Raw genomic sequence first — 15,923 nt, 5'->3', positions numbered from 1 at the left:
CCGCTCACCACAATAAGCCGCTCACCACAGCAAGCTCGCCAGCCATAACAAGGGAAACGATGTGATCACCACCCAAGCCTTCCCGTCCATCCGGGCCCTCCAGCGTAGCGCCTGGAACGACTGTTTTCCCGGTGCCCTGGAAGACTGGGACTATTACGTCGCCGTGGAAAACGCCGCCATCGATGATTTCCAATGGCGCTACCTGGCGGTTTACGACGATGGAACGCTGGTGGCCGTGGCAGCCGCCTTCATCACCCATTATCGCCTCGACACCACGGTGTCGGGCGCCGGCAAGCGTTTGGCCGAACGTGTGGAGCGGCTGTGGCCGGGTGTTTTGCAATTGGGCCTGTATGCCATTGGCTCCCCGGTGGCCGAGCGTTGCGACGCCGGGGTGGCCAGTGGCGTACCCGAGTCGCGTCGTCCGTTGTTGCTCAAACACTTGCTGGAAGCCGCGCGCCAGGATGCCGATGACTTCGGTATCGGCCTGCTGGCGGTCAAGGATGCACCCAGCCAGGATCCCCATTGGCTCGACAGTTGCCGGGTGGCGGGTTTTCAAAGCATGCCGGGCTTGCCCACCGGGGTGTTGCCGCTGCCATACGGCTCGGTGGACGCCTACCTCGGCTCGCTGGGCAAATCCACCCGCAAGGACTTGCGCCGCAAGCTGCGTGCACCTGGACCGCGGGTGGAGTGGCGCGGCAATATCGACGACGTGCTGCCCGAGATCATGCGCCTGTATGAAGCCACGCTGACGCGCGCCGAGTTGCAGTTCGAACGCCTGCCTGCCGGCTATTTCACCGGCGTGCTGGAACGTCTTGGCGATCGCGCCGTCTGTGTTCTTTACTGGGTCGACGAGCAGTTGGTGGCGTTCAACCTGCTGCTGCTGGACGAGCACCGGCTGGTGGACAAGTTTTTCGCCCATGACGTTGCGTTCACCCGTGACTACAACCTGTACTTCCGCAGTTGGCTGACCAACGTCGACTACTGTATTCAACACAATATTGCGGTGTATGAGTGCGGCCAGGCCGGCTATGCCAGTAAGCTGCGCCTGGGCTGCGAGTTCCAGGGCAACAGTGTGTTTTTCCGCCACCGCAACCGGCTGGTCAACGGCCTGCTCGCGCTTGTAAAACTGTTTATTCGACCGGATCGTTCCGACCCTGCCATGGCTGCTGCGATAAGCGAAACCTGATGATCACCAAGACCCGCCAGAAAGCCCGCCCCTTTGCCATTTCGCGCTGGAGCGTCCAGCGCAAGCTGGTGCTGGCGTTCTGGCTGGTCAGCGTGATTCCCACCATGATCGCGGCGGAGCTGGCGGCGACCACGCTGTCGCAGATTTTCGACAGCAACGTGCGTATCTGGCTGCAGGAATCGACCAAGATCGTCAAGGACGAGATCGGCGACATCCTTCACGACAACGCGCGCATGGCCAAGCTGTTCCTGCGTTACACCAGCCCGCCCTCGAGCCGGCAGGCGGCCAAGCATGACCGGCTGACCGCAGACATCGCCGATGCCACCGACATCGACGTGGTGGCGCTGATCCGCACCAGCGATCAAAAGGTGGTGTTCAGCACGGCTTCCGATGACATCGTCAAACAGATCAGCCTGACCAGCAACGCGGTGCTGCAGACCGTGCAAGTGGCAGGGGTGAGCACCGGGATTGTGGTCTCGACCTTCGAAACCAGCCAGGACGGCGTCGACTACCGCCTGTTGGTGGCGACCTACCTGGACAGCAGCTTTCTCACCAGCGTGGCCGATGTGCATTCCCTCGACCTGCGCCTGTACCTGGCCAACCCCGAAGGGTTCTCGGAGATATTTTCGACCCAGCGCTTCGTGGACCATCCTGCGCGCATTCCGAAAAGTGTCGAGACCGCGATGCGCAGTACCAAGCAGCCCAGCGAGCAGTTCACCAACAGTTACAGCGGGTTGTACTGGCCGATCTTCAACGACGCCGGTGACCTCCAAGGCGTGATTTTCAGCGGCCTGCTGCGCCATACCAGCCTGGTGGGGCTGGTGAACCAGAGCAATCTGTTCGTGCTGATTTTCCTGCTCAGCTCGGCGCTGTCCCTGGCGGCGGGGGTGCTGGTGTCACGGCGCCTGACCAAGCCGTTGCGGGACTTGTCCGAAGGCGTGGGCGCGGTGATCTCAGGCAACTACGCGCACCGCGTGCTGGTCAGCGGCGGCGACGAACTGGCGCAATTGAGCAGCACCTTCAACCATATGACCGAGCGCCTGGGCGAGCTGCACCACCTCGAAGCCCAACTGCGCCGGCGCGATCGCCTGCATGCCCTGGGCGAAGTCGCCATGGGCCTTGCCCATGAGATCCGTAACCCGTTGGGCATCATCAAGACGGCCACCCAGTTGTTGCACCGCCGCGTTGACCTGCCGGACGCCGACAAGCGCCACCTGGAATATGTGATCAGCGAAGTCAGCCGCATCAATGACTTGATCACCGAGTTCCTCGACTTTGCCAAACCCAACCCACCGTTGCGCGTGCTGCAGCCGGCCCGTCCGCTGGTGGAGGAGATCCTGGGCTTCTGCGCGCCGGAACTGGCCAGCCATAACATCGACGCGCAGATTGACGACCAGGCGCCGGGGGCGACGATCTACGCCGATGCCAAGCAACTCAAGCAGGCCTGCCTCAACCTGATTCTCAACGCCATCGATGCCATGCCTGAAGGCGGGCGCCTGACCCTGGGCATCCGCAGCGAGGGCGACAACACCGTCATCGCCATCGCCGACACCGGCCAGGGCATCGCGCCGGAGATGATCGAGCGTATCTTTACGCCATTCGTCACCACCAAGGCCTCGGGCACGGGCCTGGGCCTGGCCAAAGTCTATTCGATCATGGAAAGTCACGACGGCAGCATCGAATGCGCCAGCGAAAACGATGCCGGCGCCACCTTCAGCCTGTACATTCCAGCGACAGGCGAAGACGACGAGGACAGTCATGACGCATAACATTCTGGTAGTCGACGACGAACCCAAGCTCTGCGACCTGCTGGCGTCGGCCCTGGGCCAGAACAGCGTGCAGGTGTTCATTGCGGGCAACGGCCTGCATGCGCTCAAGGTGCTGGAACAGGAAGACATCGACCTGGTGATCAGTGACTGGCGCATGCCGGGCATGGACGGGCCGGCCTTGTTGGCCGAGATCAAGGTGCGTTATCCCCACGTGCCGGTGATCGTGATGACCGCCTACAGCACGGTGAAAAACGCCGTGCAGTCGATGCGCAACGGTGCCTACGACTACATTGCCAAACCGTTCGATATCGACGAGCTGGACATCACCGTGGCCAAGGCCCTGCAGTTTCGCGACATCATGCGCGACAACGCGCGCCTGCGCGCCGAGCTGGATGAGCAGGCGCAGTTCGACAGCCTGGTGGGCGACAGCCCGGCGTTTCGCAAAGTGTTGCAGGCGGTGGATTCGGTGCGCGACAGCAGCACCACCATCCTGCTGACCGGCGAAAGCGGCACCGGCAAGGAAATGGTCGCCCGCGCCATCCACAAGCACGGCAGCCGTGCCGACAAGCCGTTTGTGGCGGTCAACTGCGCGGCGATCCCCGAAGGGCTGCTGGAAAGCGAAATGTTCGGTCATCGCAAGGGCGCGTTTACCGGCGCCGTGTCTGACCGGGTCGGGCGCTTCCAGCAGGCCGACAAGGGCACGCTGTTTCTCGATGAAGTGGGCGATATGCCCCTGGCATTGCAGGCCAAGATCCTGCGCGCCTTGCAGGAGCGGGTGATCGAGCCGGTGGGCGACCCCCGCGAGCGCAAGGTGGATGTGCGGGTGATCGCGGCCACCAACAAGAACCTGCTGGAGGCGGTGGCCAACAAGGAGTTTCGCGAAGACCTGTATTACCGCCTCAATGTGTTCCCGATCCCGCTGCCGGCCCTGCGTGAGCGTGTGGAAGACATCGCGCCCCTGGCCCGCCACTTTGCCCGGACCCTCAGCGCCACGGCCGGCAAGCGGATTACCGGCTTCAGCCCTGAGGCGTTGCAGGCCATGGCCGCGTATCACTGGCCGGGCAATATCCGTGAGCTGCAAAACTGTGTGGAGCGCGCGACCATCGTGGCCGCCACGCCTGTGATCGAAGACATTGATTTACCGGGTTATCTGTTTGCTTCCAAACCCAGCGAAGGCGGCGTGACCGCGATCCTCAGCGAAGGGCCGGGGATTCCCCAGGACCTGGATGCGGCGCTGGCGGAGGTGGAGAAAGCCTACATCCTGGCCGCCTTGCAGGAGAGCAACGGCGTGCAGGCTGCGGCGGCGGCGAAGATAGGAATTTCCGAAAGGAGCTTTTGGTATCGCCTGAAGAAACTGGGCATCCAGGTCGACAAAATAGTCCGCTGATTAAAATGTGGGAGGGGGCTTGCCCTAATGTCAGTCAGTTAAGCGTACATCGCCTTCTGTAGGAGCGAGCTTGCTCGCGAAAAACGTCAATGATAACGCGTGCTTCCTGAATGAACGCGGCGCCTGTGAGTTTTTCGCGAGCAAGCTCGCTCCTACAAAAAGCCTTAAATGACTGGCAGTAGGGCAAGCCCCCTCCCACATTGTTTGACCGAGTCGGGTCAGGTATGGATGCGTACCCAGATACTCACCAGGATCGTCGCGGCCATCAGCCACGCTACCGCTGCGACGGCTAAAGAGGCCTCCAGCCGCATGCGGTCCACCATCACATACAACGTCGCCAAATACACAAAGTAGGGAATGATCGACCACATCCCGAACAGGATGGTGGTCTTCAAATCGTCCAGCGAGCGGCTCTTGCCGACGATGTAATGGGCGATCAACGCAAAGGTCGGAAACAGCGGCACCAGCCCGGCGATGTAGTAGTTCCTGGTCTTGGCCAGTGCCGCCAGGATCAGCACCACCGCCGCGCCCAGGGCGGCTTTCAAAAAAAGATCCATCAGTGGCTCAACCCGTATTTCTTGACCTTGTCGAACAGGGTGGTCTTGGCCATGCCCAGTTCCTGGCTGGCCTGGGTCAGGTTGCCGCCGCTGCGTTGCAACGCGTCTGCCAGCAGGTTGCGTTCAAAGGCTTCGACCGCCTCGGTAAAGGCCAGGCCTTGGCCGCTGCTGCTGTTGCCACTTTTCTTGAAGGCGGGCAGGCCGAGGGCGAAGCGTTCGGCGACGTTGCGCAGTTCACGCACGTTACCGGGCCAGTCGTGGCTCATCAGGCTGGACACGGTTTGGTTGTCCAGTTCCGGCGCGGTGCGGTCAAAACGCAGGGATGACTGCTGCAGGAAATGTTCGAACAGTTGCAGGATGTCTTCGCGGCGTTCGCGCAGGGGCGGCAGTTCCAGGGTCACCACGTTGAGGCGGTAGTACAGGTCGCTGCGGAACTGGCTGGCGCGGCTCAGTTCGTCGAGGTCGGACTTGGTGGCGGCGATCACCCGGCAATCCACGGCCACGCTCTGGTTCGAGCCCAGGCGTTCCAGGGTGCGCTCCTGCAGCACTCGCAGCAATTTGATCTGCAGGTTGATCGGCATGCTTTCCACTTCATCGAGGAACAGCGTGCCTTCATGGGCGTGTTCGATCTTGCCGATACGGCGCTTGCCGGCGCCGGTAAAGGCGTTGGCTTCGTGGCCGAAAATCTCGCTTTCGAACAGGTTCTCCGGCAGGCCGCCGCAGTTGAGGGCGACGAACTGGTGGGCGTGCCGGCGGCTGAAATCATGCAGGCAACGCGCGACCAGTTCCTTGCCGGTGCCGGTCTCGCCTTCGATCAGCACGTTGGCCGAGGTGTCCGCGACGTTGGCGATCAGCTCGCGCAGGTTCTGCATGGCCGGCGAGCGACCGATGATGCGGCCTTCCAGCGAATCCCGCTCAGCCAACTGGCGGCGCAGCGACCAGACTTCCCGCGCCAGCCCGCGTTGTTCCAGGGCGCGGCGGGCGACGTCGACCAGGCGCTCGGGGGAGAAGGGTTTCTCCATGAAGTCGTACGCGCCATTGCGCATGGCGCCGACGGCCATGGAGATGTCGCCATGCCCGGTGATCAGCACCACCGGCAGGCTTTTATCCAGGGTCTTGAGACGGGTGAGCAGTTCCAGGCCGTCGATGCCCGGCAGGCGGATATCGCTGATCACGATGCCGGCGAAGTTCTCGCCGATGCATTTCAACGCTTCTTCGGCACTGCCCACGCCCACGCTGGGGATGTCTTCCAGCGCCAGGGCCTGTTGGCAGCCGAGCAGCACATGGGGGTCGTCTTCGACGATCAGCACGGTGAGGTCTTGAGGATCAATATTCATGTCGACTCAGCTTGTTGAGCGCCCACCAGCGGCAGGCTCAGGACAAAGGCAGTGCCACCGCCGGCCGGGTGCTCCACGGCGAGGGTGCCGCCGGTGGCCGCCGCGAGGCTGGCGGAGAGGGTCAGGCCCAGGCCCAGGCCTTGCTCGCCGGGTTTGGTGGTGAAGAAGGGTTCGAACAGATGCTTGCGCGCCTCGGCGTCGATGCCGTGGCCGTTGTCGCGCACCAGCAGGCGGTATTTGCCCTCGGCGGCGCTGCCTTCCAGCCACAACTCGGGAGCCGGTTGTGCCTGCATGGCGTCGAGGGCGTTGCCGATCAGGTTGACCAGGATCTGTTCCAGGCGCGTCTGGTCGATCTGCAGTTGGGCCGGGGCAAAGTTGCGGTGCAGGCTCAGCGGCAGGCTGTCCAGGCGTGGGCCGAGGACCTGGAACGCGGCGTCCACGGCCTTGGCCAGGCTGGCTTCGCCCTGGTCATCGCCGCGTCGGGCAAAGGAGCGCAGGCTGGCGGTGATGCGGCCCATGCGGTCGATCAGCTCGTTGATGGTCTTGAGGTTGGCGCTGGCGGTGTCCAGCGCGCCGCGTTCGAGGAAGCGCACGGTGTTGCCGGACAAGGTGCGCAGCGCGGCCAACGGCTGGTTCAGTTCATGGGCGATGCTGGTGGACATCTGGCCGATGGCCGCCAGCTTGCCGGCCTGTACCAGTTCATCCTGGGCGCGGCGCAGGGTTTCCTCGGCCTGGCGCCGTTCGCGGATCTGGCCCTTGAGCCGCTCGTTGCTGGCACGCAGGTCGGCGGTGCGTTCGGCGATCCGCCGTTCCAGCTGGCTGTTGGCTTCCTGCAAGGCTTCCCGCGCAGCGAGGCGGGTGGCGATGACTTTGCGCCGCTCGTTCCAGGCAATCAGCAAAAACGCGACGAGGCCAAACGCGACAGCCACCAGGATGCCCTGGTTGATCGCCGCGCGGCGCAGGTCGTTGAGCGGGGTGAGCAGGGTGAAATTCCACGGTGTGTCATTGAGTGGGCGGGTTTGCGCCAGGTAGCTGACTTCGTGCTCGTCGTTGACCACTTCAGTGTTGGCCGGGAAGGTCAGCTTCTCGCTGCGGTCATTCAAGCGCTCACGGGCCAGGGGTTCCAGTTCGTTGAGCGTGGCCCAGTAATATTGCAGGCTGTGGGCCAGGCGATCCTTGGTCTCGTCGCTCAGCGGTCGCACCGCCTTGAGGCGTCGAGCCGGGTCGCTGGAGAGAATGATGATGCCGTTCTCGTCGCTCACAAAGGCTTCGAGGCGCGCGCGTTGCCAGCGCTCTTCCAGGGCTTCGAGGCGCACTTTTACCACCGCCACGCCGATGATCTTGCCGTGTTCTTCCAGGCCATGGGCCAGGTAGTAGCCGGGTTCGCCGTTGGTGCTTCCGATGCCGTAGAAACGCCCGGGCTGGCCGCGCACGGCATTCTGGAAATAGGCGCGAAAGGACAGGTCTTCACCCTGGTAACTGTCGGCATCGCGCCAGTTACTGGTGGCCAGCACGCGGCCGGTGGTGTCCATCACGTAGATGGCCCGACTGCGACTGCGTCGGTTCAGGCCTTCGAGGTAGTCGTTGACCGTTTTGCGGGTTTCCTGGTTCGGATCGGCCAGCAGCTTGGAGACGCTCGACTCCAGCTCCAGCAGGCTGGGCAGGTAGGTGTATTTGCTGATTTCACTCTCGACGGTGCGGGCATGCAGCTCCAGCTGGCGTTCGCCGTTGTCGCTGAGGGTGCGGATGCCGTAGTACTCACTGATCCAGAAGCCGATATAACCCAGACCGATCATCAGGGCGATGATCAACGGCGGCAGGAACAGTTGGCGAATCAGACGAGGTTTCACGGCAAGTGATGGCGGTGCGGCGCGATAGAGGTTGGGGTCGCATTTCATCACAGATGCCTTGGGTCAACCAGTTGTGGCGAAGGGGGGGCCCCTTCACCACAGCTGGGTGGTACTTAGTGCTGCAGGATTTTCTCAAGGAAGTGCTGCGCGCGCTCGGAGCGGGCGCTGATGTCGCCGAAGAACTCTTCCTTCGGGCAGTCCTCGATGATCTTGCCGGCGTCCATGAAGATCACGCGGTCGGCCACTTTGCGGGCAAAGCCCATTTCGTGGGTGACGCACATCATGGTCATGCCTTCCTGGGCCAGTTGCACCATCACGTCCAGTACTTCGTTGACCATTTCCGGGTCGAGGGCCGAGGTCGGTTCGTCGAACAGCATGACGATCGGGTCCATGGCCAGGGCGCGGGCGATCGCCACACGTTGCTGCTGGCCACCGGAAAGCTGGCCCGGGTGCTTGTGGGCGTGCGCCGACAGGCCGACGCGCTCAAGCAGTTGCAGGCCTTTCTTGGTGGCTTCTTCCTTGCTGCGGCCGAGCACCTTGATCTGTGCGATGGTCAGGTTTTCGGTGATGGTCAGGTGCGGGAACAGCTCGAAGTGCTGGAACACCATGCCCACGCGCGAACGCAGTTTCGGCAGGTTGGTCTTCGGGTCGGCAATGGACGTGCCGTCGACGATTATGTCGCCTTTCTGGAACGGTTCCAGCGCGTTGACGCACTTGATCAGGGTGGACTTGCCCGAGCCCGATGGCCCGCACACCACGATCACTTCGCCTTTTTTAACCTCGGTGCTGCAATCGGTCAGCACCTGGAAGTCGCCATACCACTTGTTGATGTTCTTGATCGAGATCATACGGCAAACCTTTTTTGCAGACGCTTGACCAGCAGCGAGGCGGAAAAGCTGATGATGAAGTAGACGACACCGGCGAAGATCAGGAACTCATTGGAGCGCCCGATGATGTCGCCGTTGGAGCGGGCGGAGTTGAGGAAGTCCACCAGGCCCACGGTGTAGACCAGCGAGGTGTCCTGGAACAGGATGATCGACTGTTGCAGCAGCAACGGGGTCATCTTGCGGAACGCCTGGGGCAGGATGATCAGGCGCATGGTCTGGCCATAGGTCATGCCCATTGCCTGTGCCGCCGCCATCTGGCCCTTGGGGATCGACTGCACGCCGGCCCGCACGATCTCGCAGAAGTAGGCCGCCTCGAACATCATGAATGCCACGACGCAGGAGGTGAACGCGCCGATCGGGGTGTCTTCGCCGGTGATCCAGCGCAGCACGAACGGCACCGCCAGGTAGAACCAGGTGATCACCAGCAGCAGCGGGATCGAGCGGAAGTAGTTCACATAGGCGCCGGCCACCCGGGACAGCAGTTTGCTGGACGACAGGCGCATCAGTGCGAGGATCGTACCCAGCGCGATGCCGCCGATCACGCCCATGACCATCAGCTTCAAGGTCATGACCATGCCGTTCCACAGGCCCGGGATGGCGGGGATGATGCCGCTGAAATCGAGTTCCATTATTTACCCCCCACGGAGATCAGGCCGGGCACGGCGACTTTCTTCTCGACCACGCGCATCAGCAGCATCAGGCTCATGTTCAGGGTGAAGTAGATCAGCGTGGCCAGGGTGAAGGCTTCAAACAGGTTGGCCGAGAACTCGGCGGTCTGTTTGGTTTGCGCCAGCAGTTCCATCAGGCCGATCAAGGACGCCACGGAGGAGTTCTTGAAGACGTTGAGGAATTCCGAGGTAAGCGGCGGAATGATGATCCGGTAGGCCTGGGGCAGCAGCACGTTCCAGTAGATCTGCGGCAACTTGAAGCCCATGGCACGTGCAGCGGCCTCTTGGCCACGTGGCAGCGCCTGGATACCGGTACGCACTTGCTCGCACACACGGGCAGCGGTGAACAGGCCCAGGCACACGACAACGCTCAGGTAGGCTGAGGTGGTCGGGTTGAGGTCCTGCTTGTACCAGTCCTGCAGGTTCTGCGGCAGCAGGTCGGGTATCAGGAAGTACCAGATGAACAGCTGCACCAGCAGCGGCACGTTACGAAACAGCTCCACGTAGCAGGTCGCGATGCCTGATACGAGGCGGTTTGGCACGGTGCGCATGACCCCCAGAATGGAGCCCAGCAGCAAGGCGATAATCCATGCCACGACAGCGATGGCGATGGTCCAGCCCAGGCCGGCGATGTACCAGTCGAGATAAGTCTCGCTGCCCACGCCGGTGGACTTGAAGAACACGCCCCAGTCCCAGTTGTAATTCATTAGGGTCTCCCCTCGAGATCGATCGATGTACAAGCACCCGCTTGGGGAAAGTCCATTCCCGCCCGGCGATGAACGCCAGGCACACGCGATCGGCTCGAAAACCGCCAGGTCGAGTGTTCCAAAGTATAGCCAGCAGGTAGTAACAGACGCCTGAGGGAGGGTAGGCTCCCTCAGGCGATAAGGTTAGTCAGGAATCAGATTTTTACTTCAGGCGCCGGCTTGTCGGTCGGGTTCTTGATCAGTTCCTTAACCTTGTCGCTCATTGGGAAGTTCAGGTTCAGGTTTTTGGGTGGGATCGGGCTTTCGAACCACTTGGCGTAGATCTTGTTGATTTCGCCGGACTTGTACAGGCCAACAATGGCGTCATCCACCGCTTTCTTGAAGGCAGGGTCTTCTTTGCGAACCATGCACGCGTAGGCTTCGAAGGACTGTGGAGTACCGGTGATGACCCAGTCATCCGGCTTCTTGGCCTTGGCTTCTTCACCGGCCAGCAGGGCGTCGTCCATCATGAAGGCTACGGCACGGCCGCTTTCCAGCATCTGGAAGGACTCGCCATGGTCTTTGGCGGAGATGACGTTCATGCCCATCTGCTTGTCAGCGTTCATCGCCTTGATGATGCGCTCGGACGTGGTGCCGGCGGTGGTCACGACGTTCTTGCCTTTCAGGTCGGCGAAGTCGGCGTAGCTAGGCTTGCCTTCCTTGTCTTTCTTGACCAGCAGACGAGTGCCGATTTCGAAAATGTTGGTGGTGAAGGCGACTTGCTGGGCGCGTTCGGCGTTGTTGGTGGTGGAACCGCACTCGATGTCGACGGTGCCGTTCTGAACCAGCGGAATACGGGTCTGCGAGGTGACCAGGTTGTACTTGGCCTGCAGATCGGGTTTGTTCAGGTCTTTTTTCAGGGCTTCGACGATGGCCAACTGAATGTCGTGGGAGTAGCCCACAGGTTTGCCCGAACCATCCGCAATGTAGGAAAACGGAATGGAGCTGTCGCGGTGCCCGAGGGTGATGGTGCCGGAGTCGTTGATTTTCTTCAGTGTGCCGGTGAGTTCGGCGGCAAAAACTGGAGTGCTGATCAGAGCAGCAGCGATAGCTGCGCCCAGGAAATGGGGAACGATGCGCATCAATACTTCCTCGACATTTGTTTTTTTTATGAAGCCGGCTAGACGGCTCTCTTGTACAGCGAATGCCCGTGACGGCTCCTGAAGCGTCCCAGGCAATCGTCTAGGAGTGTAGAGCATGAGTCGTGCCAGACCGGAAATAAAAGCTTAACAAGTTGATTTACATGAGGATTAATTTTGTATGACGACAAATATGTAACCGTTTGATCCGGTAAACCGAATAGGCTTGCCTGTGGCGTTCGGAAAACCGAATGCCAGGCGCTATAAAAAAGCCCCTGGGCCTTACGGCGCAGGGGCTTTTGTACGACGGGCCTGTCAGGCCGCTTCGATCTTGCTGCGGGTCTGCTCAACCTTGGACAGGTAGCGTTGCACGTTATCCTGTTCCTGTGGGGTGGTGAACAGGCCGAGTTTGGTCCGGCGCCAGAGCACGTCCTGGGGCTGGGTTACCCATTCCTCGGCACACAGGTAGTCAACCTCGCGGGTGTACAGGCCGCCCCCCAAATGTTCACCCAGGTCAGCCAGCGACTGCACGCCTTCGAGCAGGCGCCAGGTGCGGCTGCCATAGGTGGTGGACCAGCGGCGCGCGATCTCGCTCGGCAACCAGTCGAATTTGCTGCGAATGGCCTCGGCCAGGGCTTCTGGCGTGGTCATGTCCTCGCCGCCGGGCAGGCTCGCGGTGGCGGTCCAGCTGGGACGCATCTGCGTGAAGTACGGGGCCAGTTGCGCCATCGCCGATTCGGCGAGCTTGCGGTAGGTGGTCAGCTTGCCGCCGAACACCGACAGGATCGGCGCCTCGCCCGTACCACCGGACAGCGACAGGGTGTAGTCACGGGTAATGGCCGACGGGTTGTCCGACTCGTCGTTGCACAGTGGGCGCACACCCGAGTAGGTGTGGACGATGTCGTCGCGGCTCAGCTGTTTCTTGAAGTGCGCATTGACCACCTTGAGCATGTAGTCGGTTTCGCCTTCGGTGATCGCCACTTTCGCCGGGTCGCCGGTGTATTCGCGGTCGGTGGTGCCGATGATGGTCAGGTGGTTCAGATACGGAATGGTGAAGACGATGCGCTGGTCTTCGTTCTGCAGGATGTGCGCGTGGGCGCCTTCATACAGTTTCGGCACGATCAGGTGGCTGCCCTGGATCAGGCGGATACCGTAGGGCGAGTCCAGCTTCAGGTCGTCCTTGATGAACTTGGCGACCCACGGGCCGGCGGCGTTCACCAGGGCGCGGGCACGGATCGAGAACAGGCTGCCATCGGCGCGTTCCATGTTCATGTCCCATATGCCATTGCTGCGATGGGCACTGATGCAGCGGGTCTGAGTATGGATATGCGCACCTTTTTCACGGGCGGCCATGGCGTTGAGGACCACCAGGCGGGCGTCGTCGACCCAGCAGTCGGAGTATTCGAAGCCTTTGGTGATTTCGCTTTTCAGCGGGCTGTCGGGACCGAACTTGAGGCTCTTGGAGCCGGCGAGTTTCTCGCGCTTGCCCAAGTGGTCATAGAGGAACAGGCCGGCACGGATCATCCACGCCGGGCGCAGGTGGGGGCGGTGTGGCAGGACGAAGCGCATCTGCTTGACGATGTGCGGGGCCTTGGCCAGCAGCACTTCACGTTCAGCCAGGGCTTCGCGTACCAGGCGGAATTCGTAATGTTCGAGGTAGCGCAGGCCGCCGTGGATCAGCTTGCTGCTGGCGGAGGAGGTGTGGCTGGCCAGGTCGTCCTTTTCGCAAAGGAATACCGACAAACCGCGACCGGCTGCGTCTGCTGCAATGCCGACGCCGTTGATCCCGCCACCGATTACGGCAACGTCATAGACTTCGGCAAGCGGTGGAGCAGGCAAGGTAGAAGGGTTCATCGACTGGCCTCGGGAGCTTTTTCGTATTGGAATTCGAACATTAATGTTCATTTGCGAAAATGGTAGCTGATAAACGTGGGCACAGCCAGTCGACTTCGATTGAAAAAACTCATCGAAGGGCGGGAAAAGGAAAATTTGTGAACATGAAACCGCGGCAGGCTTTAGAAATGGCCTGTCAGACAGATCGCCATCGGGGGCAAGTCGAATCGTCGCCCCGATGGCATCAGTGCAGGCGCTATACGACTTCCAGGCGAACCTTGTGCTGGTTCAACAGCTGCACCAAGGCCGGCACCGGCTCCCGATCCGTCACCAGGCAGTCCACCAGGCTGATCGGCCCCAGTCGAATCATGGCATTGCGCCCGAATTTGCTGGAGTCCGCCGCCAGGATCACCTGGCGTGCATTGGCGATGATCGCCTGGGAAACCCGGACTTCCTGGTAGTCGAAGTCCAGCAGGCTGCCGTCCTCGTCGATGCCACTGATACCCACCAATGCGAAGTCGACCTTGAACTGGTTGATGAAGTCGACACTGGCCTGACCCACCACGCCGCCGTCACGGCGCACATTACCGCCGGTCAGCAACACATCGAAGTCGTCCTTGGCGCTGAGCATGGTGGCGACGTTGAGGTTGTTGGTGATGATTTTCAGGTGGTTGTGGTTGAGCAGCGCACGGGCAATGGATTCCGTGGTGGTGCCTATATTGATGAACAGCGAGGCGTGATCGGGAATTTGCGCCGCGATGGCTTCGCCGATGCGTTGTTTCTCATCGCGCATCTGGTCGGCGCGCATGGCGTACGCGGTGTTCTCGACACTGGAGTCATAGGCCGCGCCGCCGTGGTAGCGGCGCAGCAGATTGGCGTCCGCCAGTTGGTTGATATCGCGGCGGATGGTTTGCGGGGTGACAACGAATAGCTGCGCCATTTCCTCGATACTGACGTAGCCGCGTTCGCGGACCAGTTCGAGGATTTGCTGCTGGCGGGGAGGCAGATTCATGGGGCGTCCTTTGGGCTGCCATACAAAAGTGGCCCATGATGACGCAGGAATCTGCTCCCTGCCAGTTGCAACCCGATATAGGGCTGGCGCTTGGCTTATTCGGCGCCTTCGTGGGGCTCCCAGTCACGGGTGCGGCTCACCGCTTTTTGCCAGCCGGCGTAGAGTTTTTCCTTGGCGGCTTCTTCCAGTTGCGGTTCGAATTCGCGCTCGATCACGGCCTTGCCGCGCAGCTCGTCGAGGCTGCCCCAGAAGCCACAGGCCAGGCCTGCCAGGTAGGCGGCGCCGAGTGCCGTGGTTTCACGCATTTGCGGACGTTCGACCTGGGTGCCGAGGATGTCGGCCTGGAACTGCATCAGAAAGTTGTTGGCCACCGCACCGCCGTCCACACGCAGGGCCTTGAGGCGTTCGCCCGAGTCCTGTTGCATGGCGTCGAGTACGTCGCGGGTCTGGTAGGCAATCGACTCCAGGGCGGCACGAATAATGTGATCCACGCGTACGCCGCGGGTCAGGCCAAACAGTGCGCCACGGGCATACGGGTCCCAGTAGGGGGCGCCCAGGCCGGTGAAGGCCGGGACCAGGTACACGCCGTTGCTGTCCTTGACCTTGCCGGCGAAGTATTCGGTGTCGGTGGCATCGGCGATGATTTTCAGCTCGTCACGCAGCCATTGCACGGTAGAGCCGCCGTTGAACACCGCGCCTTCCAGCGCATAGGCTACTTCGCCACGGGGGCCACAGGCGATGGTGGTGAGCATGCCGTGCTTGGATTTCACTGCTTTATCACCGGTGTTCATCAGCAGGAAGCAGCCGGTGCCGTAGGTATTCTTGGCCTGGCCGGCCTCCACGCACATCTGGCCAAACAGCGCCGCTTGCTGGTCACCGGCGATACCGCCGATAGCGATGCCGCTTTTGGTGCGGCCGTAGATCTCGGAGGAAGACTTCACTTCCGGCAGCATTTCCCGCGGAACGTCAAGGATCTCCAGCATCTTCGCATCCCACTCCAGGGTGTGGATGTTGAAGAGCATGGTGCGCGAGGCGTTGGTGTAGTCGGTGACGTGGGTTTTGCCGCCGGTAAATTTCCAGATCAGCCAGCTGTCGATGGTGCCGAACAGCAGCTCGCCGTTGCGCGCACGCTCGCGGCTGCCTTCGACGTTATCGAGGATCCACTTGAGCTTGGTGCCGGAGAAGTACGGGTCGGTGACCAGGCCGGTGGTGTCGTTGATGTATTGCTCGTGGCCGTCGCGCTTGAGCTGCTGGCAGATCTCGGTGCTGCGGCGGCACTGCCAGACGATGGCGTTGTAGATCGGGCGGCCGGTGACTTTGTCCCAGACCACGGTGGTTTCACGCTGGTTGGTGATACCGATGGCGGCGACCTGGTCATGGTGCAGGCCGGCTTGTGCCAGGGCCTCGACCATCACCGCGCTCTGGGTGGCGAAGATTTCCATCGGGTCATGTTCGACCCAGCCGGCTTGCGGGTAGTGCTGGGTGAATTCACGTTGGGCGGTGCAGACCACGTTGGCGTCGCGATCGAAGATGATCGCTCGGGAACTGGTGGTGCCCTGATCAAGGGCAATGATGTAGTTCTTATTCTCGATGTCGGTCATGTCAATTGCCT

Annotated in this window: 13 protein-coding genes; 3 read left to right on the top strand and 10 right to left on the bottom strand. The window is 61.5% G+C overall.

The window, feature by feature from the left end; translation table 11 throughout:
* Window positions 1-61: 61 nt before the first annotated feature.
* Genes AC07OP_RS03790 through AC07OP_RS03780 form a run of 3 tightly spaced genes read left to right on the top strand, consistent with a single transcriptional unit; the run spans window position 62 to window position 4,342 of the window.
* Window positions 62-1,186 (top strand): GNAT family N-acetyltransferase, encoded by a 1,125-nt coding sequence (locus AC07OP_RS03790; protein ID WP_495100934.1) that lies wholly within the window; start codon window positions 62-64, stop codon window positions 1,184-1,186.
* Window positions 1,186-2,955, top strand: coding sequence for an ATP-binding protein (locus AC07OP_RS03785; RefSeq protein WP_495100935.1), 1,770 nt, complete (start codon window positions 1,186-1,188; stop codon window positions 2,953-2,955). The genes AC07OP_RS03790 and AC07OP_RS03785 overlap by 1 nt, the downstream gene beginning before the upstream one ends.
* On the top strand, window positions 2,945-4,342 hold the full coding sequence (locus AC07OP_RS03780; protein WP_027604606.1) for a sigma-54-dependent transcriptional regulator: 1,398 nt from the start codon (window positions 2,945-2,947) through the stop codon (window positions 4,340-4,342). The genes AC07OP_RS03785 and AC07OP_RS03780 overlap by 11 nt, the downstream gene beginning before the upstream one ends.
* 218 nt (window positions 4,343-4,560) lie before the next feature.
* Here the strand turns inward: AC07OP_RS03780 and AC07OP_RS03775 are convergent, their stop codons facing one another.
* The 10 genes from AC07OP_RS03775 to glpK form a co-directional block, all read right to left on the bottom strand.
* Complete coding sequence (locus tag AC07OP_RS03775; protein WP_495100936.1) at window positions 4,561-4,899, bottom strand: GlpM family protein; 339 nt, start codon at window positions 4,897-4,899, stop codon at window positions 4,561-4,563.
* Window positions 4,899-6,236: a two-component response regulator AauR gene (gene aauR / locus AC07OP_RS03770; RefSeq protein WP_495100937.1), complete on the bottom strand. Its 1,338-nt coding sequence runs from the start codon at window positions 6,234-6,236 to the stop codon at window positions 4,899-4,901. Before aauR ends, AC07OP_RS03775 begins: the two co-directional genes overlap by 1 nt.
* Entirely contained in the window at window positions 6,233-8,134 is a 1,902-nt protein-coding gene (gene aauS / locus AC07OP_RS03765) for a two-component sensor histidine kinase AauS (RefSeq protein ID WP_368962184.1), read from the bottom strand. The genes aauR and aauS overlap by 4 nt, the downstream gene beginning before the upstream one ends.
* Window positions 8,135-8,199: 65 nt before the next feature.
* On the bottom strand, window positions 8,200-8,934 hold the full coding sequence (locus tag AC07OP_RS03760) for an amino acid ABC transporter ATP-binding protein (RefSeq protein ID WP_027604602.1): 735 nt from the start codon (window positions 8,932-8,934) through the stop codon (window positions 8,200-8,202).
* Complete coding sequence (locus tag AC07OP_RS03755) at window positions 8,931-9,602, bottom strand: amino acid ABC transporter permease (RefSeq protein WP_027604601.1); 672 nt, start codon at window positions 9,600-9,602, stop codon at window positions 8,931-8,933. Before AC07OP_RS03755 ends, AC07OP_RS03760 begins: the two co-directional genes overlap by 4 nt.
* Window positions 9,602-10,348 (bottom strand): amino acid ABC transporter permease, encoded by a 747-nt coding sequence (locus tag AC07OP_RS03750; RefSeq protein WP_024073702.1) that lies wholly within the window; start codon window positions 10,346-10,348, stop codon window positions 9,602-9,604. Before AC07OP_RS03750 ends, AC07OP_RS03755 begins: the two co-directional genes overlap by 1 nt.
* Window positions 10,349-10,542: 194 nt before the next feature.
* On the bottom strand, window positions 10,543-11,469 hold the full coding sequence (locus AC07OP_RS03745) for a glutamate/aspartate ABC transporter substrate-binding protein (protein ID WP_115487721.1): 927 nt from the start codon (window positions 11,467-11,469) through the stop codon (window positions 10,543-10,545).
* A gap of 312 nt (window positions 11,470-11,781) precedes the next feature.
* On the bottom strand, window positions 11,782-13,320 hold the full coding sequence (gene glpD / locus AC07OP_RS03740) for a glycerol-3-phosphate dehydrogenase (protein WP_495100938.1): 1,539 nt from the start codon (window positions 13,318-13,320) through the stop codon (window positions 11,782-11,784).
* Window positions 13,321-13,555: 235 nt separating this feature from the next.
* Window positions 13,556-14,311 carry a DeoR/GlpR family transcriptional regulator gene (locus tag AC07OP_RS03735; protein WP_253493455.1) on the bottom strand — a complete coding sequence of 252 codons (756 nt, stop codon included), beginning with the start codon at window positions 14,309-14,311 and terminating at the stop codon, window positions 13,556-13,558.
* A 95-nt stretch (window positions 14,312-14,406) separates the two neighbouring features.
* Window positions 14,407-15,912: a glycerol kinase GlpK gene (gene glpK / locus AC07OP_RS03730; protein ID WP_065926529.1), complete on the bottom strand. Its 1,506-nt coding sequence runs from the start codon at window positions 15,910-15,912 to the stop codon at window positions 14,407-14,409.
* Between the last annotated feature and the right edge of the window lie 11 nt (window positions 15,913-15,923).

The sequence above is a fragment of the Pseudomonas sp. GW821-FHT09D08 genome (assembly GCF_059416305.1).
The sequence above is the reverse complement of the archived record's forward strand: the minus strand, read 5'-3'. Positions and strand labels throughout refer to the sequence as shown.

Excerpts from the sequence above, each read along its gene's own strand:
- AC07OP_RS03755 (WP_027604601.1), bottom strand. The coding sequence starts at position 9,602 with ATGGAACTCGATTTCAGCGGCATCATCCCCGCCATCCCGGGCCTGTGG.
- aauR (WP_495100937.1), bottom strand. The coding sequence starts at position 6,236 with ATGAATATTGATCCTCAAGACCTCACCGTGCTGATCGTCGAAGACGAC.
- glpD (WP_495100938.1), bottom strand. The coding sequence starts at position 13,320 with ATGAACCCTTCTACCTTGCCTGCTCCACCGCTTGCCGAAGTCTATGAC.
- AC07OP_RS03760 (WP_027604602.1), bottom strand. The coding sequence starts at position 8,934 with ATGATCTCGATCAAGAACATCAACAAGTGGTATGGCGACTTCCAGGTG.
- AC07OP_RS03775 (WP_495100936.1), bottom strand. The coding sequence starts at position 4,899 with ATGGATCTTTTTTTGAAAGCCGCCCTGGGCGCGGCGGTGGTGCTGATC.
- aauS (WP_368962184.1), bottom strand. The coding sequence starts at position 8,134 with ATGAAATGCGACCCCAACCTCTATCGCGCCGCACCGCCATCACTTGCC.
- AC07OP_RS03735 (WP_253493455.1), bottom strand. The coding sequence starts at position 14,311 with ATGAATCTGCCTCCCCGCCAGCAGCAAATCCTCGAACTGGTCCGCGAA.
- AC07OP_RS03750 (WP_024073702.1), bottom strand. The coding sequence starts at position 10,348 with ATGAATTACAACTGGGACTGGGGCGTGTTCTTCAAGTCCACCGGCGTG.
- AC07OP_RS03745 (WP_115487721.1), bottom strand. The coding sequence starts at position 11,469 with ATGCGCATCGTTCCCCATTTCCTGGGCGCAGCTATCGCTGCTGCTCTG.
- AC07OP_RS03780 (WP_027604606.1), top strand. The coding sequence starts at position 2,945 with ATGACGCATAACATTCTGGTAGTCGACGACGAACCCAAGCTCTGCGAC.
- glpK (WP_065926529.1), bottom strand. The coding sequence starts at position 15,912 with ATGACCGACATCGAGAATAAGAACTACATCATTGCCCTTGATCAGGGC.
- AC07OP_RS03785 (WP_495100935.1), top strand. The coding sequence starts at position 1,186 with ATGATCACCAAGACCCGCCAGAAAGCCCGCCCCTTTGCCATTTCGCGC.